Here is a 21,451-nt window from a genome sequence, read left to right on the forward strand (position 1 = left end):
TTATTTGTTTAATAGTTTAGTTAGCTTGTCAATTTGTGATTGAATGAAATTGGTTTCATCATTTGGAAATGCTTGACTGTAAAGTTCCATTAAACTATTATACAAAACAGGTTCACCAACTATTGATATAATAGAAGAGCATTGACTTTGATCTATCTCTTTGTATCTAGAATTTTCAATTTCAATAGATTTAATCTCGCCTTTTATTATAGCAATTTTATTTTTTTCGGTCTCTTCATTTAATAGACCGTTGAGTGATTCTATCTTTTTATTATTAATCTTCAATGTGAGACTTTCAATAACCAATTTTATTTGACTTTTTGCCCATTCCCCCATAAACCCCTTTTGCATAAAAAAGTCATTTGCTAAGAGGTCGTGTACATTTGCTCCAAAGGTTTCGTTGCCTTCTATATAAGGCTCTCCTTTGATTAATTTCAAAACAAAAGCATTCGGAATGTCTGATAAAATATATGGTGAGTGCGTTAAAAAAGTTATGTTTAATCCTTTAATGTGTTTTAAATTTTCAGGATTAATTTTACCAATATAATCTAATAGATCAGCAATATATGTCCTTTGCCATTCAGGGTGATAATAAAGTTCTATTTCGTCTAATATGATGTTGATATAGTTGTAATGAATTATTTTTTCGGACTCTTCTGCTTTTTCTTCCTTTAGCTGTTCAACAGAATTGAGGTTAATAAGATGATATACAATAGAACTAATACTATGTGTTTTTTGTTTTTCTCCAGAACTTAAAGAACCAAATGAAGAACCATCTTTTGGGACTATGTTAATATAGAAAAAAGAAGGAGGTGACATCATAAAGGTATTCACCATAAATGATTCTTTTTTCTGTATCTCCTGTATCTTTTTTGACAATCCATCAATTTCTAAACTGAAAGGTTTTTTAAAATCGAGATTCGGTAACAAGGTCTGATAATATTTTAAGTAAAGAATAGCTCCTTTTACTTTGAAAACGGCGTGACTGTCGCTTTCTTTTATTCTTCTGATATACGCATTTATATTTTTTATATTTCTTTCTTTCGGTTCTCTATATCTTTTGAATATTTTATAATCAGAAAAAGCCATTTTAATGAGCTTCTTATGAATGTACGAAAGTGTAACATTCACAAATAAATCATTATTAAGTTGTTGTTCTGTTATTTTAAATCCAAAATGTTGCTGAAAGGCTTCAATTAATTTTTCTCTTACTGTTGAATCTATGGGCTCTTCTAGGGTTGCATTAGGATTAGGATTGTATGACAGTTCCAAAGCAGATGCAATTTTATTGTTTACAATATTGCGTAAACTGTTTTCTTCTTGTCCTTCGGTTATAGGTTCAAGAAGATTGGCTAATAATCTTCTTGTGAGCAAATATTTTTCTTTATTGATGTCAATAATACCATCGGTTCGCATTGGATTTAATACAATAGGTGTCTGATATCCGTCGTTTTTGTGAAATAAAGGATTAATCCAATCTCCAATTTCTAAAGAATTCAAAGCAAAGTGAGAGTAATTAACAACTATCGTATAAAAGAACTGTTGTAAGTCATCAATGCTTTTAATCTCTTGCTTTGACACATTCGCGACAAACTTATTGTTTTTTCGTTTATAGGTTTGTTGATAAACATTACCTTCTTTAAAAACAACATTTATTAGAGTATTCAAATCAACAGAATACAAAAGTTCAAAATCTAAAAATTTAAAAGGTTTCCGTTTTCTACGGTTCTCATCTTCTAATAAATTTAGAATACTTCCAATATTGTAATTTGCCCAGTATAGTAATTCTATTAAAGTACTTTTACCTGAACCGTTTCCACCTACAACAGCATTAATGTTAATTGGAATATTATTTATTGAGGTTTTAAGTTCATATAAATTGACATCGGTTTTAGGTATGTATTCTACCTCTGAAAAGTCATTTTTCCGAAATTGATACTCATTTCGGAATTGGTAAATTTGATTTTTTTTTAAATTTTTTGAAGCATCTAAAGTCAATAAAGAATTTTTACGAGTGTCTTTGGTTGGTAGCATTTTACCAACATTAATAGCTATAATTTTGAAGTTTTCTTTGTTACTCATTCTGTACCATAATTGTAATTATTAGTGATCTAAATTACATTATTTTTTCCTCTACAGTGAGATCATAAAGGTTTAATTAATCATTCTTGTACTATAAAAGTGCTAGATTTGCTCAATTAGCTTTATATTTTTACCGAAAACTCGTAATATCTATACCATCTACTATATAAATTTGAATAATTGCTGTTTGATGAGTTTCAATTATTGTTCTACCGAATACTTTCCACTGCTGCCTTCTGCTTTTCCATTTCTTTTTTCTCACGAGAATAAACCCAAAGCGACAAAAGTCCAAATATTATCAGGGCATAAGCTATCCATTTACCAACCTTTTCAATAAATTTAATGGCAACCGACTTTTCATAGGACGAAAAGCCCTCAGCTCCCATTGGACCACGCCTGTAAAACTTTCTCCGGTTGATCCAATAACGAAGTCCCAAGCCTGCAAACACAAATATTATCCCAATAACCAATGATGCAACCATATCCTCACATTTTTAATTTCACAACTATGAATTTAAGAAATATTGATGAGCCAGTAAAATACTCCTAATCATATTGCTTTAAATATAAAACGGCTTACCAATCAGATAAGCCGTTTTTATGAACTGACATACTACTTTTAATCACTACTGTTAAACTGAAAGCTCAATTGCTTTTCGTTTCCGAAGCTGTCCGAAATCCAAACCTCAAAGGATTGTGATACGGCAGATGTTGACGTATAGTACAATCTAAACTGCTCTGTCGGTAAAGGGTATAAATCGTTCGGCAGATATGGCGGTTCATCGTAGTATTGCAACGTTCCTTGTCCGTCAAACTGAAAGTAACGGAAAAAATACTGCGTGTTGCTGTAATTGCCTTTACGCTGTATGGTAATGCGTATTTCAACCGTTTGCCCGTTGGCTACATCTTTTGGAACAGGCATCACGTTTACCTCAAAAGGGAAATCGTTCTGTATTTCGAGTTCATCATCTTTGCTACAAGATACCAAAGAAACCGAAGCTGTGAGGATTGCCAGCATTACATATATCGGCAGTAATCCTATTCTGAATTTATTGAATATTCCTATCATTGTTTTAAGTTTTAAAAATTAAACCTTAATCCCACACCTGCAGACGGTCGGAACTGTTGTAAATCCGTACCCCATAAAACCTTTGTACGCCCTTGCAGGACTAACACAAAACGGTCTGACAGGTACGTTTCAAAAGTGAGGCGACCACCTGCTCCGTATATAAAATTATCCTCGCTCAAAATCTTTGCTCCGTCATATAACATTGTTTCGCCACGATTGATACTTTCATAACCGACTACGCCTGTTATCCCGAAGTTCAGTGTGATATTCTTACGAACATCACCCAGAAGGAAGAAGCTGTAACCACCCTCGGCAGTATAAGTTTCCTGCTGTATACGGAGGTCTTTATAATCGTGGTATTGGTGTGTGTATTCCAACGCCCAAAGCTGGTAATTTCCATTTTTTCCGTTCACGGTCATTCCGATGTTGAGGTAATAATCATTACCGATTTTATCATCGGATAATACGCCTGCACTTATTTCCAATCCTTTCTGTTTTGGAAGCATTCTTTGTGCCTGTGTAGCAGTGATGGCCATAAAGATGAGCATCACGGTATAGATATACTTTTTCATAAAATTGCTTTAAAAGGTTATTAAAATTTCAGGTGCATATCATTAACCAAACGAGCCTTGATTAAATCGGAATTTTCTATCTGGAGTGTCTGATGCCTGCCCCCGTTTTTTTCGAAAATCTCAATCAGCAGTACTTTGTCATCGGCAATCGTAAATTGATCTAACAGGAACACGTTTTGTTCGGTCGATTTACCGCCAATCTCCTCCAATGGCTTGTAAGTGCGTAACGGTATCAGCGGGCGTTCCTGTACTACGGTACGTTTGGCTATCTTTTTATCCACTACTTTGAAATTGATAAAATCAATCTGAAACGGCACATTGGTACGGTTTCTCAATTCCGTATGGAAATAGTATTTGCCGTTATGTATGTAAATGCCTTTAAGAATAAACTGTATACCGAAACTCTTAGCCCCGATATGTTTTACAATGCGTTTGTCTTTTTTGTAAATGGTTTCCAAAAGCAAACCCGCCAATGATGGCGAATTGTTGCCCAATTCCTCAAAAAGCACATCGTTTCCGTTAGCTTTATCAACTGCTTTTTGCATTGTAAGTAGGTCATAGCTCAACACTTCGGGATAGGAACTGTAATACACATTGAAACTGTAAAAACGTCCGTCATTAGTAATCACAGAAAAATTGGTTTCAGCTTCAAAATCCCTTACCGTTGCTTTTACACGCAACACGTTTTCCGCATCTTCCGCTTTCCCTGCAATCAGGTATTCGCTTCCCAAATCCACGTAACGGATAGCGGTCGGGAAAATCAGGTGTGAAGTCTTATCATAGGTAACTTCCATTTTATACGGTTCTATCTTGCCCAACGCAAGCGGAGTTTTTGCCTTTGTACTGTCCTGTGCATAAGATTGTACGGCAAGGCCGAGTATCAGGGCGATTGCCCAAAAGGTTTTAAAATGATTTTTCATTATTTTATTTATTTGAGTTCAACATTATTTTTTAGGTACAAGAAAAACCTGATGTCCTGCTTTCAGCGTAACTTTTGGGGTTCTTACCTTTTTGGCGAAATAGCCCGAAATTCCCTGTACCACTCCTTTGCTTAAATCTGCGGCAACCTGTTGTCCGGCATTCTGTGTGAGCATTACGCTCGTTCCACCTGTCTGGCTCATATTGCCTGCCATTTCGGTAAGGGCATTCATTTCGGGTGAATACGGAACATACAAGCCTTGCTGCCCGTCCAAATCGTAAATGGTTATATCTACCGGGATGATATTGCCCTCCATTTCTATCGAGGTAATTTTTAGTTGTAATCTCCCACCTTGAAATTTGGCATTAGCCGTTACAATCGTTCCTTTTGGAATGGTATGTTGTGGTGTTTGGGCAGGCTCTAACAATCGTAAACGCACACCCGTTTCGCCAACTACTGTTTGAGCATCGTGTACACAGGCTTTGATACTGTTTTTCGGTTGTATCACCTGCTCAACAGAACCGGCGGTATAAAAACCTCGGTTCTTTGTTTGGCTCCAATCGGCTAAAAAAGCACTGTCCGTAGGCTCACGGTACAGGGCTGATACGGCATTCTTTCTTGCAGGCGTAAACGATACAAAATGCTCTTTTTGGTTAGTGCCAGCAGCACTAAAAGCATCCGGAACAGCACCATTAGCAGGTGTTACATTTTCGGTATTCGTATTTTTCGGAAGATACTTTGCTGCCATTTCATAGGATTTCTCCATTAGTTTAAGTTGGTCATCTACGGTAGCAACGGGTGGCACATCTTTTTCAGCCAGCTTTTCTTTCATTTCGTCCAATTGCCTGCGGAGTTCCATTGTTTCCGAATTGTTGTCCTGATAAAAAGAACCTAATGTGCTTTGCGCATTACGGTAACTGTTTACTGCCGGATTACCGTTCCTGCCCGAATTTCTGCCGCCGCCATAGCTGTTGCTTTGGTCTTCTTCAGGAAGTTGTTCATCAACTGGCTCTTCTTTGTCTTCGGTATTCCAATAATCAGAAAGCGTAGTTAAAGCATTACGCTTTTCCTGGTCTTTGCTTTCCAGCATTTCCTGCTCATACGCCTTGCCTTTGTCGGCAGGCATTCCGGCTCCCGTAGCTTCTGGTACTGCATCGTTCAGCCCGATGTTTTCAATCGCTTTTTTATCTTCGGACGGTTTAAATATGAGGTACATACAACCCACGAATACAATCGCCATCAAACCAAAGATTAGGGGCTTTTTGAGCTTCTCCTTATTATTCTGTGTGCCGTCTTGCAGCACATCAGCGGTTGCTGTCGGGTTCCCTTCCGTTACCCGAACAACCGATTTTTTGTTCTCATTTTCTTTCATAAATCTTATTTTTTAGAATTGTTGATAATGTGTCCTGTAATCTTGCAGGGCTTTCACTTTTTTTGAGGACAGGGTTTTCGATATGCTCAATGATTATATCGTTACCGGATTTTGAGGTATCATACATTACTTTGCCAATCACCGCCATGGTAAGCAGCAGGTAACCTACAAAGAAGTACAGCGTATATTGGTACTGTTTGCGTAGGGACAATGCCCGCCAGCGTTCGTCCAGCTTGTCAAAATATCTGTCCATAATTGCTCTTAATTTTTTCATACCGTTTTCTGTTTTAGAGCTTGAAACGCTTAGGGCTTTTACCTGCCTTTTGTTTTAGTTCATCATTGACCAAAGCGACTACCTCAGCCGCTTTGGGTGCAGATATTACAGACAGGTTTGTCAGTTCCGATTTTTTCAGCAGTTGCCCAAATTGGTCTTTCCTTGCCACCTCCATTTTATTGAGAGAGAATTTCCCGTTCAGGTATTTTACCCACATACTACATTCGACACGGGGCTTGTCATCGCCCGACCATTGCAGATAGCCTGTCAGCAATAAATCTTGTTTGGGTAAACTGTCTGTACCTTTTTGGCAGCTTTCGATGTAATCGCTGATGGTGTCTTTCAACCTTCCGGCATACGCACCCTGCGTATGGAAATAGCCGTTATATCCTTTGTCGGTAAGGATTTTCGCAAACGTGTTTAAATCTGATAATGTTTCCATAAGATTGTTTTTTAGCGTTCGATGACTTCAATATCCCTGTTTTCAACCACTGCAAATTTTTCAATGTTAAAGCCTTGCGGGTTATTGTCGGAACGGACGGAGTTCACGAGATAGCAGGAAGTAATCAGGTTACGCCTGGTTACATTACTCGAACGGATAATAAATTGTTTGGCATAGGTGCGCACCGCATAAGGATGGGTGTCGAAATTGCACACGACACTATCGACTTCGATGCGTTGCTGAACATTACCTGAAATAATTCTGTTGTAATAACCCTTTTCAGATAAGTCTTTGTAATAGTCAAAAGCACTTTTATCCGCAAGGTTAAATGCCCTCCTCATATTGCTTTCGATAGCATTTTTATCCGGAGCGAGTGTAAAAAAAAGCTCGTGAAAACGTCTGACGTGTTCCCTTGCTTCCACAGGTCGGTTGATGCTCGCATCTTGCGACAAGGCAAGCATCAAAGATTTGCCGTTATCCAATACATAGATTTTTTGGCGTTGTTCTTCTGCAAAGTGGTAGGACTGCCATACGGCATATCCTACCACGCCAATGCAGAGAACCGCAAACACAATGGCATATAATCTTATCTGCCTAAAGCTGTTTTCGATATTTCTTAGAGTTTTAAATTCCATTTTTTAGAATGATTAATTGTTTATTTATTCATCAGTTTGCCGCCGATGTTTCCAACTGTGGAACCTGCACCTGCTCCGGCGATGTTCCCTGTTTTCATTGCAGCTTGGTTCACGTTGCGGGTAAAGTTTCCTGCGCCTCCGGCTTGGATTACCCAACCTGTCACTGTAGGAATTGTGAAGTACCCGATGATGCCGATAATCATAAATATGATGTACACTGTATTGCTCGTATCAGGTATGTAGGTCGGATCGGCAAGCATTGCTATATCCCTTTCCAGTATGAGGGATTGTATTCTTGCCAGCATCGAGCTGAACAAATCCGAAACAGGAAGCCAGAGATATACGCTGACATACCTGGTAATCCACTGTGTGAGTGTGGACTGAAATCCCTCCCAAACGGAAATAGCAAAAGCTATTGGTCCGAGTATGGAAAGGACTATCAGGAAAAATGTTCGTATGGTATCAATAACCAAAGCCGCCGCCTGAAAGAGTATTTCCAGTAAATTGCGAAACCAATCCTTTATGGCTTTCTCTATCTTGTAGGCTTGTCTGTCCATATACATTCCCGCCATTGTACCAACGTCCGATGGCGACCAGCCCAATTCATCCAGTTTTTTATCAAACTCTTCGTCTGATGCCATATAGGCGGTTTCTGGATTTCTGACCATTGCTTCATATTCCAATTGGTCTTTCTGCTGTTGCAGCTTGTTCAGGTCAAGTACTTGGTCTTCGAGTATGGTGTGGGTTCCTCTAACCACCGGACTTAATACTGCATTAATGGTTCCCAACACGATAGTTGGGAAGAACATTATACAAAGCCCCAAAGCGAAGGGACGCAACAACGGGAACACATCAATAGGTTCTGCTCGGCTTAAAGCCTGCCAAACCTTTAATGCTACATAGAACAACGCTCCCAATCCCGCTAAACCTTTAGCTACTGCCGCCATATCGCCTGCAAGCGGCATCATATCGTCGTAAAGCGAACGCAGGAGTTCGTGAAGATTATCCCATTCCATTTTACCAGTATTTTTGGTTAGAGGTTCCGTAGAGTTCAAGCACTCTTTTGGCATCGTTTTTCTTTTTCGCTCTTAGGTAGCTTACAGAAATGTTCTTATTGGTGTAGTAGCGTACAAGGCTGTGGTAATCCTTTACCTCTTTGTACACACGATCAATAATATCCATACGCTCTTTGTCGTTTAGCGAAAGGCTTGAAGAGGTTATAATTTGCTTCAATTCTTTCAGCAGTTCGGTACTTTCATTGAGTAGTGCCGAATAACCATTGCCAATAGCAACCAATTCCTGTGGTGTGAAATTTGGGTCGTTCATCATCTTGCCAAAATTCTGCACATACATTTCGGAAACATCGCCTACTAAAAGTACGGTTTGCTGCACCTTACGGGCATCTTTCACAAGGTTGTTAATAGCTTTCAGCTTGTCGTAATATTCCTTGCCCTGGTCGTAAACTTTCTTCACTTCGTTGAAGTTCTTTACTACATTGCTCACGGTGGAAGAAGTCTGTATGATTTCGTTCGCAGAGTTGATAATACCTGAAGCCAAATTTGCAGGGTCGGTTACTACCCATTGTGCTTTCGCTGACGGTGCTACGGCAAGCATTAGTGCCGTACACACCAGATACAATACTTTTTTCATTGTTTCTGAATTTTAAAATGTTAATGACTATTGATTTACTTTGTCCCGCCTTTCCATTGCGATATGCTTAATGGCGAGTTCTACGTTACCGTCCAATTCGGAAGCTAATTGCATTACTTCCATTTTTTCGGTTTCTTCGGTCGTATATGCGAGGTATTCCTCCAAACTAACTTCGGTGGCATAGACTGCCGAGTGCGTACCACCTAAGCCAATCCAAACCTCTTTGTACAGACGGCTTGCATCGTTGTTCATATTGATGGAAAGTACTTGCCCTTTCTCTTTATCCGTAAGCCCTAACATCGCCTGTATATCATCGAATTTGTTCATATACTTGCGTTGGTCTAATAGGATTTTACAATCGGAATTGTTGATGATACTTTCTTTCACAATGGGCGACTGGATAATATCATCGACCTCTTGCGTTACGACAATCGCTTCTCCGAAAAATTTGCGGACGGTCTTAAACAAATACTTGATGTATTCTGCCATTCCCTCTTTCGCTATCGCTTTCCACGCTTCTTCAATCAGGATGAGTTTGCGGATACCTTTGAGCCTTCGCATCTTGTTAATAAAGACCTCCATAATGATAATTGTGACTATGGGAAACAGGATTTTATGGTCTTTAATCGCATCAATTTCAAACACGATAAAGCGTTTGGAAAGCAGGTCTAATTGCTTATCAGAGTTCAACAGGTAATCATATTCGCCACCCTTGTAGTAGGGTTCGAGAACATTCAGGAAATTGGCGATGTCAAAGTCTTTTTCCCGTACCTGTTTTTCTTCGAGTACCTTGCGGTAATCGCCCTTCACATATTCATAGAAGCCATTGAAAGATGGATAAACATCGTCCGCTTTAATGCGTTCGATATATCCGCTTACGGCATTGGAAAGGGCAACCTCTTCCGAACGGGTTGGCGGTTCATCATCACGTTTCCAGAGTGTCAGTATCAAAGTCTTGACACTTTCTCTCTTTTCAATGTCAAACACACCATCATCAGTATAAAATGGATTAAAGGCGATCGGGTTGTCTTCCGTATAAGTAAAGTAAACACCGTCTTCGCCTTTGGTTTTTCCTTTAATGAGTTCACATAGTCCCTGATACGAATTACCTGTATCTACAAGCAATACGTGAGCTCCCTGCTCGTAATACTGCCGTACCATATGGTTTGTAAAGAACGATTTACCACTTCCCGATGGACCAAGTATAAACTTGTTCCTGTTCGTGATAATTCCACGCTTCATCGGTAAATCCGAAATATCTAAATGGATAGGTTTTCCGGTCAAACGGTCGGCCATCTTGATGCCAAATGGCGATGGCGAATTGTGGTAATTGGTTTCTTCTGTGAATAAACACAAAGCAGGTTCAATAAAAGTGTAAAAACTTTCCTCACTCGGAAAATCGCCTGCATTGCCAGGCATTCCTGCCCAATACAATGTGGCTACATCCGTAGTGTTGTGGCGTGGTTTGCATTCCATCAGTGCCAACGCACTACCGCAATCATTCTTTAGCTGTTTCAGTTCTGCCGGATCTTCCGACCACGCCATAATGTTGAAGTGTGCACGGATGGAGGATAGCCCGAAGCTGTGGGCTTCGTTCAGATACTTTTCTATCCATTCTTTGTTGATTTGGTTGGCACGGCTGTACCTTGCCAGTGAGTGCATATTCCTTGCGGACTTTTCAAACTTTTGCAGGTTGTCTTCGCTGTTATCCAAAAACAAATACTGATTGTAAATGTGATTGCAGCTTAACAGCAAACCCACAGGTGCGGCGAACGACAAACGGCAGTCGCTGCGGTCGGTGGATAGTTTTTCAAAACGGGTATCAGCCGATACCGTTCCGGGTAAATCGTCCGTATCGGACAAGGTGTGCAAGCTCAACCTTTTGTTCCCGATACGGACTTCTTCCGTTCCGAGAGCGATGTCCTGCATCGGTGCTCCGGCATCCCTTGATAGAGTTAGGTATTGTTCCAGTAATCCCTGCGTTTCTTCTGTTCCGATGATGTCATCTTCGGTAAGGCGTTTCAGGGTTATGAAACCGCTATCGTTTACGATACGCTCAAATTGTGCTACCGCTTCCATAAAGCGATGTATCGTTTCCTTGTTCCTGATTTCCTTTGGTATCAATGAACCTTTGCAAAGCGAGCTGAAGTTGCTTTGCATACGCATTCTTTCCTTAGTAGTCTTGGTTAGGAAAAGGTAGCAGTAGTGATTTAAGAACGGTCGCTCATTAAAATGGCGTTGGTAGGATTTAGCCAAAAAACTTTGGTCTTCCTTCGCCAAATCGGGAGCGTAGCTTTCTTTAATGTACCAATCCTGTTTGTGAACGACTGTAAAATCCGGTAAAGTCTTGATAGCTTTATGCCAGGCAGAATGAATGGCTTCATATTCCGCAGAAGCTACCGTAAACAGTTCTGGTAAACGAACCTCAAAGCAGGCGGTAATGTCTGCATCTTTTGAAAGAATGCAGTTGTTTTCTACTGCCAGCAAAGGAAACTTGCTTTCCAATGTGGTGGTCTTTGCTACATTTCTCATACGGCATTCTGTTTAGAAGTGAATTTTAAATAGCGGCGTACAGGCTTGCGGCAGATGATGTAGCGCGGATGCCTTTTATTGGCCGCTATCTTCATCAATCCGTGTTCTCCATATTTCCTATTCAGTGAAAAGGTTTGCCATACAATGAGCGAAGCTCCGCCTGCTCCGAGGAACAGGCAGATGTAAGAGTTTACGCCTGCCATATACAGTATCATCACGAGGATAAGCGTACCGAGCAGCCCACCTGCGAAAATGAACAGGTATTGTGCTTTCAACCCTTTAAATTCCACTGTCCTGCCAATGCCTTTGTTTATGTTATAACTGTTCATAAAGCAAAGGATTAAAGGAAGAATGAACGCAGGATGGTAGCCGCCACGATTAAGAAGATACACGCACCGAACCAGCTCGCCGCAGTTTTCGATGTGTCGGGATCGCCTGAACTGAATTTGTTGTACACCTTAACGCCTCCGATGAGCCCAACCACCGCACCGATGGCGTAGATTAGTTGGGTTGCGGGGTCGAAATAGCTTGTTACCATTTGGGTAGCCTCGTTGATACCTGCCGAACCGTTTCCCTGTGCGAACGCACCAATTCCTGACAGCATTGCCATTGCTGCCAGCAAAACTTTTTTTCTCTGTTTTTCCATAATTGAAACACATTAATTTGTTACTGTTTTCCCGCACCTTGCGGGCTTTCGAGACAAAGGTGTTTCAGAAATCAGGGCGTGATAACAAAGTGGCAGTCAAAGGAATTGTTTGGCGGTGGGTGGCGGTCTAAGGGGGATTTTTTATAACTTAGTCACTTATTATTTTTAATAAGTTAATACTATGATAGATTTTGAAATAGCAGAAATAGAAGATGCTAATCAATTTGCCCGATTATTGAATCCAAGGGTAGATTTTGCGACACCGTACATATTCTATTATGATGAAACCAATAACATCAAAACATTCTATGTAAGAGAAAATGATTTCAATTATACATTTACAGCAAACTTCGTTTTGGGTGGACTTCTACATCAGGGAGAAGTACCAGACGTACAGCCATTGATAGATAGCTTTAAATTGCAAAAAACAGCTAAGGAAGTTAAATTCAAACATATAGCATTCGGGGATTTTCTTGATTGCCTCAAATCCCAGAAGTTAAACCTGTTCTTGCACTTTTTAAAGGATAGTGATCTTTATGTGCATTATTCAAGTCTTAATATTCTCTATTGGTCGATTGTGGACATTGTAGATTCTGCTATCATGAACTCTGATGTGGCTATGAGATTAGGCCCTGGATTTGACAACCGACTAAAGAACGACCTCTATAAACTGTGTCGTCTTGAAATAGATGCCGTTATTCAACTCTTTTATACTTTCGAATATCCTAATGTTAAACCTGAGAAAATTGGTGATTTCATTGAAGCATTGAGTAATCTTTTTGAAGCATATCTTCAGTTACCTGAATTTCATTTTGGGTTGGAATCGTTACGACAGATATTGAAAGAGTCTAAAAAGAAAGGCGAACTAGCTTTTGTTATGGATGAAAAAGATTATATTCTGCTGGCAGATCTGACACATTTTTATCTTAGACCCATTTACACTTTCAAGAATTCAACTCATATATTCGATAATGAGGATTCCATCCGAGAAGCTTTGAACGGGTATAGAATGCTAGATAAAGGAGTAGAGTTTAAAAACTATTCTTTTGTTGATTCTCAGGATAGCCAATTGACACAACTATCTGATGTTTTTGTTGGTTTCATGGGTAAATACACCAATTACAGGAATACACACAATATGGAGGAAATTAAAGCGGATATCGACTCTTTCTCAGCTTTACAATTAGAAAACATGAAGTTATTTATTGATATTATTAATAAATCAGACCAGAAAAACCCCGCCTTTCTACACGCAACAGATAGTTACGAAGAGGTAATGAAATTTGGAGAGTTGTGCGAGATTATTGCTGGAAAATAACCTGTATGTCTTCAAAAGAAAGTGTACTTTTTCTTAGAGAGTGTTTTCTGTTTCAAATATAGAATTTAAAGTTTAGTTTTTTGCTTTTAAAAAGAAAAAAAATTAGGTTTCGATTAATTTTCTTTTGTAATATTCCTTTTTTCTTCTTTTTAGAGTTTCAGATTTTATCTGCTGTCTTATCTTCAAGACTTCGTTGGCTCTTCCAAAATACACATCCGCTGGAGTGAGATTCTTCAAAGATTCGTGATAACGCTCATTGTTGTAGCGGTTTACAAACACTTCCAAAGCGGCTTGCAATTCATCCGGACTGTAATAATGATGCAGTTTCACCACATTTTTCATCGTCCTGTGGTAGCGTTCAATCTTGCCTTGTGTCTGTGGATGAGCGGGTTTTCCGTGGATTTGCTTCATGCCGTGATTATCGTGTAAATAATCCTTTAATTCCTCGGTAATATAGCAAGAACCGTTGTCCGATAGAAGTTTCGGAACTTGTCCTTTTCTTAAACCTGCTTTCTTCACAGCTCGGTCAATCGTTCTTTGAACATCATTCACCTTCATATTTCGGCACAATTCCCAATGAACGATATAGCGGCTAAAATCGTCAATCACCGTGCTTAGATAGTACCAGCCCCAACCCAGAATTTTAAAGTAAGTAAAATCCGTCTGCCACATTTCGTGAACAAAATTGGTTTTATCCTTAAATTCATTCGAGGCAGAAATCAGGATATGCGATGGCGCGGTTATCAGCCCTCTTTTCTTTAAAATCCGATAAACACTGGATTCTGAGATGAAGACGCCCTTCTCATCGGTGATTTTATGAGCCAGTTCTCTGCTGGAGAGTTCAGGATAATTCAAAGCGATTTCTACCACCAGATTTTTCTCTTCTTCAGGAATGCTGTTCCACTGCCTTCTGCCAGAAGAAGGGGAAGAATGAAATCCCGCTTCACCTTTCTCAAGGTACAGATTATACCACTTGTAGAAGGTGCTTTTGTGAATGCCAAGTTCCCTGAGCGTCCTGTTGACGCCGATTTCACTACGGGTAACCATTTGGATGATTTCCAGTTTTTCTTCAGGTAACAACCTCATATACTTTCTGTATTTTTCGGTTATTCCAGAATTTCCAAACTTTTTTTTATAATGTCGTAGCGGATAACGAGGTCGGCGACCGTCTCCTTGAGTTTTCGGTTCTCTTCCCGAAGGGCTGAAACTTCTTCGGAGGTTGCCTGGCGGAGCGTATCTCCGGAGAGCTGCTTTTTACCGGCTTCAATGAACTCCTTATTCCATTTGTAGAAGGTAGATTCCTGAATAGCGTGCTTGCGACAGAGTTCGGCTATGGAGGTTTCAGCCCGAAGGGCTTCCATCACAATGAGGATCTTTTGTTCCGCCGTGAAAATCCTTCTGGTTTTTCTGCGGATGTCTTTTAAATAATTTTCAGGATTACTGATTGGTTTTTTGGCTGTCATAATAAATCAAATTTAATTATTTTTTTGTTCTGTTTATTATGAAAACACTATCTTAGTTCTGAACTAAATCAGTACACTTTTTGCTGACGATTTACAATGTGAGGATCAAGGTCTTAATGCTTTCTCTTTTCTCGATATCGAAGACATTATCTTCGGTAAAAAAAGGATTGAATGAGATCGGGTTTTCCTCGGTATAGGTGAAATAAACCCCGTCTTTTCCCTTAGTCTTACCTTTGATCAGTTCGCAAAGACCCTGATAAGAGTTACCCGTATCAACTAATAGCACATGAGTTCCTTGCTCATAATACTGTCTCACCATATGATTGGTGAAGAATGATTTTCCACTTCCATTTTTTGGGTGGGCTGGCGGGCTACTCAATTAAGAATAGCCCGCCAACCCCCAGATGGCCCTAAGATGAAACGGTTTCTATTCGTGATAATCCCCTTTTTCATGGGAAGATCACTGATATCCAAATGCACCGGTTTCCCAGTCAGCCTGTCCGCAAGCTTGATCCCAAAAGGAGAAAGTGAATTCTGATAGTTGGTCTCCTGCGTAAAAAAACACAATGCCGGTTCGATGAAAGTGTAAAAGGATTCTTCGGCAGGAAAATCTCCGGCATTGCCCGGAATTCCCGCCCAATATAAAGTGGCAGCATCTACGGTATTATGACGGGGCTTACATTCCATTAACGCAAGCGCACTTCCGACATCATTTTTCAGGTTGCGTAGCTCCTGGCGGTCTTCACTCCACGCAAATACATTATAATGAGCCCGGATCGATGGTGAACCGTGGGAGTGTGCTTCATTCAGATAACGCTCTATCCATTCTTTATTGATCTGGTTCGCCCGGCTATAACGTGCCAATGAGTGCATATTTCTGGCGGACTTCTCAAATTTCTTAAGGTTTTCAGAACTATTATCGATGAACAGGTACTGGTTATAGATGTGGTCACAGCTCAGCATCAGCCCCACAGGACTGGCAAAAGACAACATACAATCACTGCGATCTGTGGAAAGCCTATCATAGCGATTGCAGTCTGAAACAGCTCCCGGAAGATCGTCTGTACTGGATAAGGTATGAAGTACCATCCTCTTACTTCCTATCCTAAGTTCCTCTGCTCCCAGAGCCATATCCTGCAGAACGGGATTGGCATCACGTGACAGTGTAAAATACTGTTCAAGGATTCCGGTTTTCCCTTCGCTCCCCAATATTTCAGCTTCACCCAGCTGATCCATTGTTATATGACCACTGTCATTGATGATACGCTGGAACTGGCTTACCGATTCCAAGAAACGCCGCATTCCTTCCTTATCCCTTATTTCTTTTGGAACAAGATTGCCCCTGCACAAACTGCTAAAATTGCTCTGGGACTGCATCCTTGCTTTTGTGGTCTTTGTAAGGAAAATATAACAGTAGTGGTTCAGAAACGGCCGCTCATTAAAATGCAGCTGGAAAGAACGCGACAAAAAACTATGTTCAATTCTTTCAAGATCCGGCTGATAGTTTTCCTTTAAATACCAGTCCTGTTTGTGCAGGATACTATAATCAGGCAAAGTCTTGATCGCTTTACTCCATGAGGAATGAATGGATTCGTATACATCCGTGCCCACCGTAAAAATTTCCGGTAGCCTTACACGGAAACACACCGTAAGGTCTCCTTCTTTCGATATAATACAATCGTTCTCAATTGCAAGGAGGGGAAAACGGCTTTCTAACGTAGTTGTTTTAGAGATATTTCTCATGATAGCCTTGAAGATTTAGTGTTAAAATTTTGGATTTTCTCACCTTTTGCAACCGAGTATTTAAGGTAAGATTGTACAGGTTTACGGGTGATGATAAATTGTGGATGCTTTCTTTTCGCACCTAGCTTCATCAGCCCATGTTCACCGTACTTGTTGTTCAGACTGAAAGTTTTCCAAACAATCAGCGATGCAGAAATACAGCCGACCGAAAGGCAGATATACATATTTACGTCAGCCATGTACAGCACCATAACCAGGATCAGGACCAATAACAATCCTCCGGCAAATCCGAAGAGATACTGCGCTTTCAACCCTTTAAATTCGACTGTACAGCCGATACCTTTATTGATGTTATAGGTTTTCATGTTCTTGGGATTTAAAGTTTAGGGTCCCCTGCACGATAGCAAGGTCATAGTTGGCGGTCAGCACTTCGATCTTTTTCTTGGGTACTTTTCCGGAATGTTTATCGACCAGTACATCTTTCTGCATTTTGACAGTGTGCCAATTAAGATCCCGGCTAAATTTGTTCAGGAGATCACTGGGATAACTGCTCAATAGAAATTTGCCTTTTGCACGGGACAGGCATAATAGAAGAGATTCAAAATCATGTTTGCTGTACCCGTCGTAATGACCGCAGTCACTGTTAAAATAAGGCGGATCACAATAGTGAAAAGCCTTTTCATGATCTCTTGAATTAATAATCCGAATAGCATCCGTATTTTCGATCTGAACATTCTGAAGTCGTATAGCATATTCCTCGGAGAATGATGCTCGCTTATTACTCAATCTTCTAGTGGAAGTCTGATCCCGAACATCATAACCCCATGAATCACCGATCTTTGCGCTGAAAGACTGATTGCATAGAACCCAGACTGCCCAGGCTCGTTGTAATCTGTCAAAGAGATGGGGATTGTTATAGATCACCAGCGCATCGCTATGAAGGGATCTACTGTGAAGCGTTATTCGGATCATTTTTTCCAGTTCAACAAACTGATTTTTGACCATCTCGTAAAAATTGATCAGCTCACGGTTGTAATCGTTGATCACCTCAACCTCAGACCTTGGTTTTGACCAGAATATCGCTCCTCCCCCAACAAACGGTTCAACGTAGGTATAATGGGGTGGAATAAGCGGTATAATGATCTTGGCCAGCTGTTGCTTTCCGCCATAATACGTCAGTGGCGTAACCATCTTATTTTTTGCCATAATTGAAAAAAATTAATCGGGTTAGCCTAAAGGAAAAATGATCGCAAAATGGTCGCAGCGACAATCAGGAATATACAGGCGCCGAACCAGCTCGCCGCTGTCTTTGAAGTGTCAGGGTCACCCGAACTGAATTTGTTGTACACTTTAACACCTCCGATCAGTCCGACCACAGCACCGATAGCATAGATCAGCTTTGTTGCCGGATCAAAATAGCTTGTAACCATCTGCGTGGCTTCCTGGATACCTGCAGCACCATTTCCCTGCGCAAAAGTCCCATTGCTGATAAGCGAAATAAACAGCAACGCCAGCAGAATTTTTTGTCTTGATTTTTTCATGTTTCATTACATTTTAAGTTTGTAATACCCGCCTATGCGGGCTTGGAAACAAAGGTGTTGCAGATAGTATCAGAGTTGGGGGCTGGTGGTATGAGAGGTACTAAGTTTGCCGTTGTTTTCCTAATGTGAGTACCGGGAAACAAAAAAACCGTCAGGCTTTAGAAGCTGGCGGTTATGCATTTTTTTGAAAATGATTCCAGTAATTTCTTTTACTGATTCATATCTTACTTATTCGCGTTTAGTATTCATTACAGATTTGGTTTATCCCAAAAATAAAATTCTGGTAAGTCATTATTCCCAAACATTACTGGATAAATTTTATACTAAAATCTTACAAAAATAGGTCTCGCTCCATAAATTATAAGTGCTTTAAAAAGCAAGGTTTCTACTATTCTCATCATAACTGGATCACAGAACAATAGAACGATCCTTGATATTAGAATAAGCATTCTCCGTTACTGAGTTCAACATGTTTTATCGGACTAAATATTGCTTAATTTTAATATATAATCCTCACAGAATGAGGGAATACAAACATTTATAAACCATCAAAATAAAACATTATGGCTAGTAACAGAGGAGTGGTCTACAAAGGCCCATGGAACTTAGAAGTAAATGAAATTGCCTATCCCACATTCCAGAACCCCAAGGGAAAGGACATTCATCATGCGGTAATCATTAAAGTGGTCTCCACAAATATTTGTGGCAGTGACCAGCACATTTTTAGGGGACGTTTCTCAGTACCTGTGGGACACGTATTGGGTCATGAAATCACAGGCGAAGTAGTTGAAATTGGAAAAGACGTAGAATTCATCAAGGTAGGTGACATCGTTTCAGTCCCTTTCAACGTTTCCTGCGGACGGTGCAGAAACTGTAAAAATGGAAATACCGACGTCTGCGAGACCGTTAATCCGGATGCTCCTGTTGGCGCTTATGGGTTTGACCTGGGAGGCTGGTTAGGTGGCCAATCTGAATATTGTCTTATCCCCTATGCTGACTTTCAGCTCCTTAAGTTTCCAGATAGAGAACAAGCGCTGGAAAAGATTTTAGATCTCACATTAGTATCTGACATTCTCCCAACAGGATATCATGGCGCGTATGCTGCTGGTGTTACAACAGGATCTACTGTTTATATTGCTGGTGCTGGACCAGTGGGACGCTGTGCTGCAGAATCAGCAAAGCTTCTTGGAGCTTCCTGCGTTATTGTGGGAGATATGAACAAGGAGCGGTTGGAACTTGTCAAACAGGCGGGAATGGAAACTGTTGATCTTACCCTTGATGCCAGTGTAGCAGAACAGATCGAACAGATTCTCGGAGTACCGGAAGTGGATGCCGGTGTGGATGCCGTAGGTTATGAGGCACATGGACATGGTGATGAAGACTACAAAAAAGAAAATCCCAATGCAGTTATCAATGATCTTTTCGATGTTGTCCGCGCAAGCGGAGGTATAGGGATTCCAGGTATCTATACTCCTTCTGACCCAGGAGGACGTGATGAGAACGCTAAGCACGGTAAACTGACTGTCGACTGGGGAAAAGGTTGGCTTAAGTCATTGCATATTCAAACGGGAATGGCTCCAATTGGACGTTACAACTATCAAATTATGCAGGCCATTCTATGGGGCCGTATCTCGATGAAAACGATCATGAACCCGCAGGTTATCAGTCTTGACGAAGCACCACAAGCCTATAAAGACTTTTCGGATGGTTCAAGCAAAAAGTTTATTATCGATCCACATGGCATGATAAAAAACCGTTCGTAAACTCATGTAGAGCGAAAATAAAAAGTAAAGGTGGGGCATCGAATAAATGTCCCACCTTTTTTTAATTTCTCAGCTTAACCAATTACATACCTATTTAACGCGCACTTTGCGTTAATCAGTGTCTATATTGGCCCGGAGAAAGCCCCTCAAGCCTTTTAAAAATTTTAATGAAATGATTCACATTATTAAAACCTGATGCATAACAGGCTTCGGTCACAGTAACGGAACTGTCAGCCATTATTTTTTTTGCATGGTCTATGCGTGTACGCAGAACAAATTCCAGTGGAGTTATGCCCAGTATATTTTTAAAATATTGATAAAAAGATGATTGGCTCAAACAGCATTCTCTTGCCATCTTTTCAACAGTTATTTTTTCCGTAAGATGCTTATGCACATAATTGATTGCCGGTTGAATTCGATTGTCATACATTGATTGATTGCTGTTCACTGACAAACGGTTCTGGGTCTGAAGAAGCCTTAATAGAAGTACTTTAAGAGACAGGTCCGCAATTGCCTCTTTTGCAAAACCTTCCTCCATACTAAGGTTAACAAGCTTATTGAGACTTGCTACCAGCTCCATGCTATTCTCGAAATGCTGATGCGAAAAATCAAGTTTCCATTCAAAAGGTGCCTGATGATTTGAATATCTCTCATTTAGATAGTCAAGATTTTTGTGAACAGTATTCCAGTCCAGTGTAAGAGTGATACATTGCACGGGACGATTTTCATCTGCGTCTGGAAAACCTACATTCATGGTTAGTCCGTCAGGAAGGATCACACTTTGACCGGGCAGAAAGTCAAATGCCTCCTGACCCTCCACGGACATCACTTTTTTACCTCTCATCATACTTGAAACCACCAATCCACCACTATATGAAAGTATTACATTGTCACTTTTATGAAATGTTTCAAATATGTTGAGCTCACAGTTCGGAAGATTAAAAGTCCTCCGGTGCTCCAGTCTGGAATCCAATTTAGAACTGTCGCTTAAATTTACGGGAGTTATCCGATAAGATTTCATACTTAAGTCTTTATATATTTACTATTGACCAAATAAAATTTACTTAATCCCAATTTTCGCAGCCGCCAGATTTGATCGCAGTGTGCCATACATTTCGGATCTGCACCTGTTAAATCACTTTCTGGAAATAATACAGTAAGCCAGGAGGGATAAATTGACCAGAACGGCAAAGGCATTCGATAGGATGATCTGCCAATCTTGTTTCATGATTCCATACCAGACCCACAGGGAAAGGCCTGAAAGTAAAACAATAAGTGTTAAGATTGAAATGTCATCCGCATTTCTGGTTCTTATCACCTTTATCAATTGGGGCATCATTGCAAATGAAGTTAAGACACCTGCAATGAGTCCAATTACGTCTGTATTCATACGACATATTTATTTTGTTAATAGCGGACATTTCGTCCTT

The 21,451-nt window shown here is 40.2% G+C and carries 22 protein-coding genes and 1 pseudogene; 2 read left to right on the forward strand and 21 right to left on the reverse strand.

Annotated features, from left to right (window positions below; translation table 11 throughout):
• From KBJ98_RS01445 to KBJ98_RS01510, 14 genes are all read right to left on the reverse strand, one after another.
• Entirely contained in the window at positions 1 to 2,082 is a 2,082-nt protein-coding gene (locus KBJ98_RS01445; RefSeq protein ID WP_191180548.1) for a hypothetical protein, read from the reverse strand.
• A gap of 209 nt (positions 2,083 to 2,291) precedes the next feature.
• On the reverse strand, positions 2,292 to 2,564 hold the full coding sequence (locus KBJ98_RS01450) for a molybdenum ABC transporter permease (protein ID WP_191180547.1): 273 nt from the start codon (positions 2,562 to 2,564) through the stop codon (positions 2,292 to 2,294).
• A 137-nt stretch (positions 2,565 to 2,701) separates the two neighbouring features.
• The gene (locus tag KBJ98_RS01455; protein ID WP_191180546.1) at positions 2,702 to 3,151 is read right to left on the reverse strand and encodes a DUF3872 domain-containing protein; all 450 of its coding nucleotides are present in this window, start codon (positions 3,149 to 3,151) and stop codon (positions 2,702 to 2,704) included.
• 11 nt (positions 3,152 to 3,162) lie between these two features.
• Positions 3,163 to 3,723 carry a conjugal transfer protein TraO gene (locus KBJ98_RS01460; protein WP_191180545.1) on the reverse strand — a complete coding sequence of 187 codons (561 nt, stop codon included), beginning with the start codon at positions 3,721 to 3,723 and terminating at the stop codon, positions 3,163 to 3,165.
• A gap of 20 nt (positions 3,724 to 3,743) precedes the next feature.
• Positions 3,744 to 4,643 (reverse strand): conjugative transposon protein TraN, encoded by a 900-nt coding sequence (gene traN, locus KBJ98_RS01465; protein ID WP_191180544.1) that lies wholly within the window; start codon positions 4,641 to 4,643, stop codon positions 3,744 to 3,746.
• Positions 4,644 to 4,667: 24 nt separating this feature from the next.
• Positions 4,668 to 6,014, reverse strand: a complete 1,347-nt coding sequence (gene traM / locus KBJ98_RS01470) for a conjugative transposon protein TraM (RefSeq protein WP_191180543.1) — start codon at positions 6,012 to 6,014, stop codon at positions 4,668 to 4,670.
• On the reverse strand, positions 6,001 to 6,288 hold the full coding sequence (locus KBJ98_RS01475) for a nitrogen regulatory IIA protein (protein ID WP_191180542.1): 288 nt from the start codon (positions 6,286 to 6,288) through the stop codon (positions 6,001 to 6,003). Before KBJ98_RS01475 ends, traM begins: the two co-directional genes overlap by 14 nt.
• Before the next feature lie 13 nt (positions 6,289 to 6,301).
• A complete protein-coding gene (locus KBJ98_RS01480) occupies positions 6,302 to 6,730 on the reverse strand; it encodes a hypothetical protein (protein ID WP_191180541.1) in 429 nt (142 codons plus the stop codon).
• A gap of 11 nt (positions 6,731 to 6,741) precedes the next feature.
• Positions 6,742 to 7,365: a conjugative transposon protein TraK gene (gene traK, locus KBJ98_RS01485; RefSeq protein ID WP_191180540.1), complete on the reverse strand. Its 624-nt coding sequence runs from the start codon at positions 7,363 to 7,365 to the stop codon at positions 6,742 to 6,744.
• Positions 7,366 to 7,385: 20 nt separating this feature from the next.
• Positions 7,386 to 8,381, reverse strand: coding sequence for a conjugative transposon protein TraJ (gene traJ / locus KBJ98_RS01490; RefSeq protein WP_191180539.1), 996 nt, complete (start codon positions 8,379 to 8,381; stop codon positions 7,386 to 7,388).
• A 1-nt stretch (position 8,382) separates the two neighbouring features.
• Entirely contained in the window at positions 8,383 to 9,015 is a 633-nt protein-coding gene (locus KBJ98_RS01495; RefSeq protein WP_191180538.1) for a DUF4141 domain-containing protein, read from the reverse strand.
• Between the two features lie 27 nt (positions 9,016 to 9,042).
• Positions 9,043 to 11,547 carry a TraG family conjugative transposon ATPase gene (locus KBJ98_RS01500; protein ID WP_191180537.1) on the reverse strand — a complete coding sequence of 835 codons (2,505 nt, stop codon included), beginning with the start codon at positions 11,545 to 11,547 and terminating at the stop codon, positions 9,043 to 9,045.
• Complete coding sequence (locus KBJ98_RS01505) at positions 11,544 to 11,876, reverse strand: DUF4133 domain-containing protein (protein WP_191180536.1); 333 nt, start codon at positions 11,874 to 11,876, stop codon at positions 11,544 to 11,546. The genes KBJ98_RS01500 and KBJ98_RS01505 overlap by 4 nt, the downstream gene beginning before the upstream one ends.
• 11 nt (positions 11,877 to 11,887) lie before the next feature.
• Entirely contained in the window at positions 11,888 to 12,193 is a 306-nt protein-coding gene (locus KBJ98_RS01510) for a DUF4134 domain-containing protein (RefSeq protein ID WP_086949882.1), read from the reverse strand.
• Between the two features lie 235 nt (positions 12,194 to 12,428).
• On the opposite strand from KBJ98_RS01510, the gene KBJ98_RS01515 reads away from it, so the two are divergent.
• Positions 12,429 to 13,511: a DUF3800 domain-containing protein gene (locus tag KBJ98_RS01515; protein ID WP_210787963.1), complete on the forward strand. Its 1,083-nt coding sequence runs from the start codon at positions 12,429 to 12,431 to the stop codon at positions 13,509 to 13,511.
• Positions 13,512 to 13,613: 102 nt separating this feature from the next.
• Here KBJ98_RS01515 and KBJ98_RS01520 read toward each other — a convergent pair.
• The 5 genes and pseudogenes from KBJ98_RS01520 to KBJ98_RS01540 all read right to left on the reverse strand — a co-directional run bounded on the left by KBJ98_RS01520 (position 13,614) and on the right by KBJ98_RS01540 (position 18,258).
• Positions 13,614 to 14,974 (reverse strand): IS3 family transposase gene (locus KBJ98_RS01520; RefSeq protein ID WP_394369357.1). Its coding sequence is split into 2 segments (ribosomal slippage): positions 13,614 to 14,633 and positions 14,636 to 14,974, totalling 1,359 coding nucleotides; the frame shifts between segments, so codons are not numbered across the junction.
• Positions 14,975 to 15,068: 94 nt separating this feature from the next.
• Positions 15,069 to 16,717 (reverse strand): annotated as a pseudogene (locus KBJ98_RS01525) (TraG family conjugative transposon ATPase); the annotation flags it as partial.
• Positions 16,714 to 17,082: a DUF4133 domain-containing protein gene (locus tag KBJ98_RS01530; protein WP_061085371.1), complete on the reverse strand. Its 369-nt coding sequence runs from the start codon at positions 17,080 to 17,082 to the stop codon at positions 16,714 to 16,716. The pseudogene KBJ98_RS01525 and the gene KBJ98_RS01530, both read right to left, overlap by 4 nt.
• Complete coding sequence (locus KBJ98_RS01535; protein ID WP_061085370.1) at positions 17,069 to 17,923, reverse strand: DNA adenine methylase; 855 nt, start codon at positions 17,921 to 17,923, stop codon at positions 17,069 to 17,071. Before KBJ98_RS01535 ends, KBJ98_RS01530 begins: the two co-directional genes overlap by 14 nt.
• A gap of 26 nt (positions 17,924 to 17,949) precedes the next feature.
• Complete coding sequence (locus KBJ98_RS01540) at positions 17,950 to 18,258, reverse strand: DUF4134 domain-containing protein (protein ID WP_061085369.1); 309 nt, start codon at positions 18,256 to 18,258, stop codon at positions 17,950 to 17,952.
• Positions 18,259 to 18,821: 563 nt separating this feature from the next.
• Here KBJ98_RS01540 and KBJ98_RS01545 point away from each other — a divergent pair.
• Positions 18,822 to 20,021, forward strand: coding sequence for an alcohol dehydrogenase catalytic domain-containing protein (locus KBJ98_RS01545; RefSeq protein WP_027374817.1), 1,200 nt, complete (start codon positions 18,822 to 18,824; stop codon positions 20,019 to 20,021).
• Positions 20,022 to 20,136: 115 nt separating this feature from the next.
• Here the strand turns inward: KBJ98_RS01545 and KBJ98_RS01550 are convergent, their stop codons facing one another.
• Both KBJ98_RS01550 and KBJ98_RS01555 read right to left on the reverse strand, forming a co-directional pair.
• Positions 20,137 to 21,042: a helix-turn-helix domain-containing protein gene (locus KBJ98_RS01550; protein ID WP_034722849.1), complete on the reverse strand. Its 906-nt coding sequence runs from the start codon at positions 21,040 to 21,042 to the stop codon at positions 20,137 to 20,139.
• Between the two features lie 114 nt (positions 21,043 to 21,156).
• On the reverse strand, positions 21,157 to 21,411 hold the full coding sequence (locus KBJ98_RS01555) for a SemiSWEET transporter (RefSeq protein WP_027374815.1): 255 nt from the start codon (positions 21,409 to 21,411) through the stop codon (positions 21,157 to 21,159).
• Between the last annotated feature and the right edge of the window lie 40 nt (positions 21,412 to 21,451).

Origin of the sequence: Flavobacterium erciyesense, from assembly GCF_018069925.1 — a bacterium.
Taxonomy (GTDB): Bacteria; Bacteroidota; Bacteroidia; order Flavobacteriales; family Flavobacteriaceae; genus Flavobacterium; species Flavobacterium erciyesense.

Coding starts and splice junctions, on each gene's coding strand:
- KBJ98_RS01445 (WP_191180548.1), bottom strand. CDS start 2,082: ATGAGTAACAAAGAAAACTTCAAAATTATAGCTATTAATGTTGGTAAA.
- KBJ98_RS01450 (WP_191180547.1), bottom strand. CDS start 2,564: ATGGTTGCATCATTGGTTATTGGGATAATATTTGTGTTTGCAGGCTTG.
- KBJ98_RS01455 (WP_191180546.1), bottom strand. CDS start 3,151: ATGATAGGAATATTCAATAAATTCAGAATAGGATTACTGCCGATATAT.
- KBJ98_RS01460 (WP_191180545.1), bottom strand. CDS start 3,723: ATGAAAAAGTATATCTATACCGTGATGCTCATCTTTATGGCCATCACT.
- traN (WP_191180544.1), bottom strand. CDS start 4,643: ATGAAAAATCATTTTAAAACCTTTTGGGCAATCGCCCTGATACTCGGC.
- traM (WP_191180543.1), bottom strand. CDS start 6,014: ATGAAAGAAAATGAGAACAAAAAATCGGTTGTTCGGGTAACGGAAGGG.
- KBJ98_RS01475 (WP_191180542.1), bottom strand. CDS start 6,288: ATGAAAAAATTAAGAGCAATTATGGACAGATATTTTGACAAGCTGGAC.
- KBJ98_RS01480 (WP_191180541.1), bottom strand. CDS start 6,730: ATGGAAACATTATCAGATTTAAACACGTTTGCGAAAATCCTTACCGAC.
- traK (WP_191180540.1), bottom strand. CDS start 7,365: ATGGAATTTAAAACTCTAAGAAATATCGAAAACAGCTTTAGGCAGATA.
- traJ (WP_191180539.1), bottom strand. CDS start 8,381: ATGGAATGGGATAATCTTCACGAACTCCTGCGTTCGCTTTACGACGAT.
- KBJ98_RS01495 (WP_191180538.1), bottom strand. CDS start 9,015: ATGAAAAAAGTATTGTATCTGGTGTGTACGGCACTAATGCTTGCCGTA.
- KBJ98_RS01500 (WP_191180537.1), bottom strand. CDS start 11,547: ATGAGAAATGTAGCAAAGACCACCACATTGGAAAGCAAGTTTCCTTTG.
- KBJ98_RS01505 (WP_191180536.1), bottom strand. CDS start 11,876: ATGAACAGTTATAACATAAACAAAGGCATTGGCAGGACAGTGGAATTT.
- KBJ98_RS01510 (WP_086949882.1), bottom strand. CDS start 12,193: ATGGAAAAACAGAGAAAAAAAGTTTTGCTGGCAGCAATGGCAATGCTG.
- KBJ98_RS01530 (WP_061085371.1), bottom strand. CDS start 17,082: ATGAAAACCTATAACATCAATAAAGGTATCGGCTGTACAGTCGAATTT.
- KBJ98_RS01535 (WP_061085370.1), bottom strand. CDS start 17,923: ATGGCAAAAAATAAGATGGTTACGCCACTGACGTATTATGGCGGAAAG.
- KBJ98_RS01540 (WP_061085369.1), bottom strand. CDS start 18,258: ATGAAAAAATCAAGACAAAAAATTCTGCTGGCGTTGCTGTTTATTTCG.
- KBJ98_RS01545 (WP_027374817.1), top strand. CDS start 18,822: ATGGCTAGTAACAGAGGAGTGGTCTACAAAGGCCCATGGAACTTAGAA.
- KBJ98_RS01550 (WP_034722849.1), bottom strand. CDS start 21,042: ATGAAATCTTATCGGATAACTCCCGTAAATTTAAGCGACAGTTCTAAA.
- KBJ98_RS01555 (WP_027374815.1), bottom strand. CDS start 21,411: ATGAATACAGACGTAATTGGACTCATTGCAGGTGTCTTAACTTCATTT.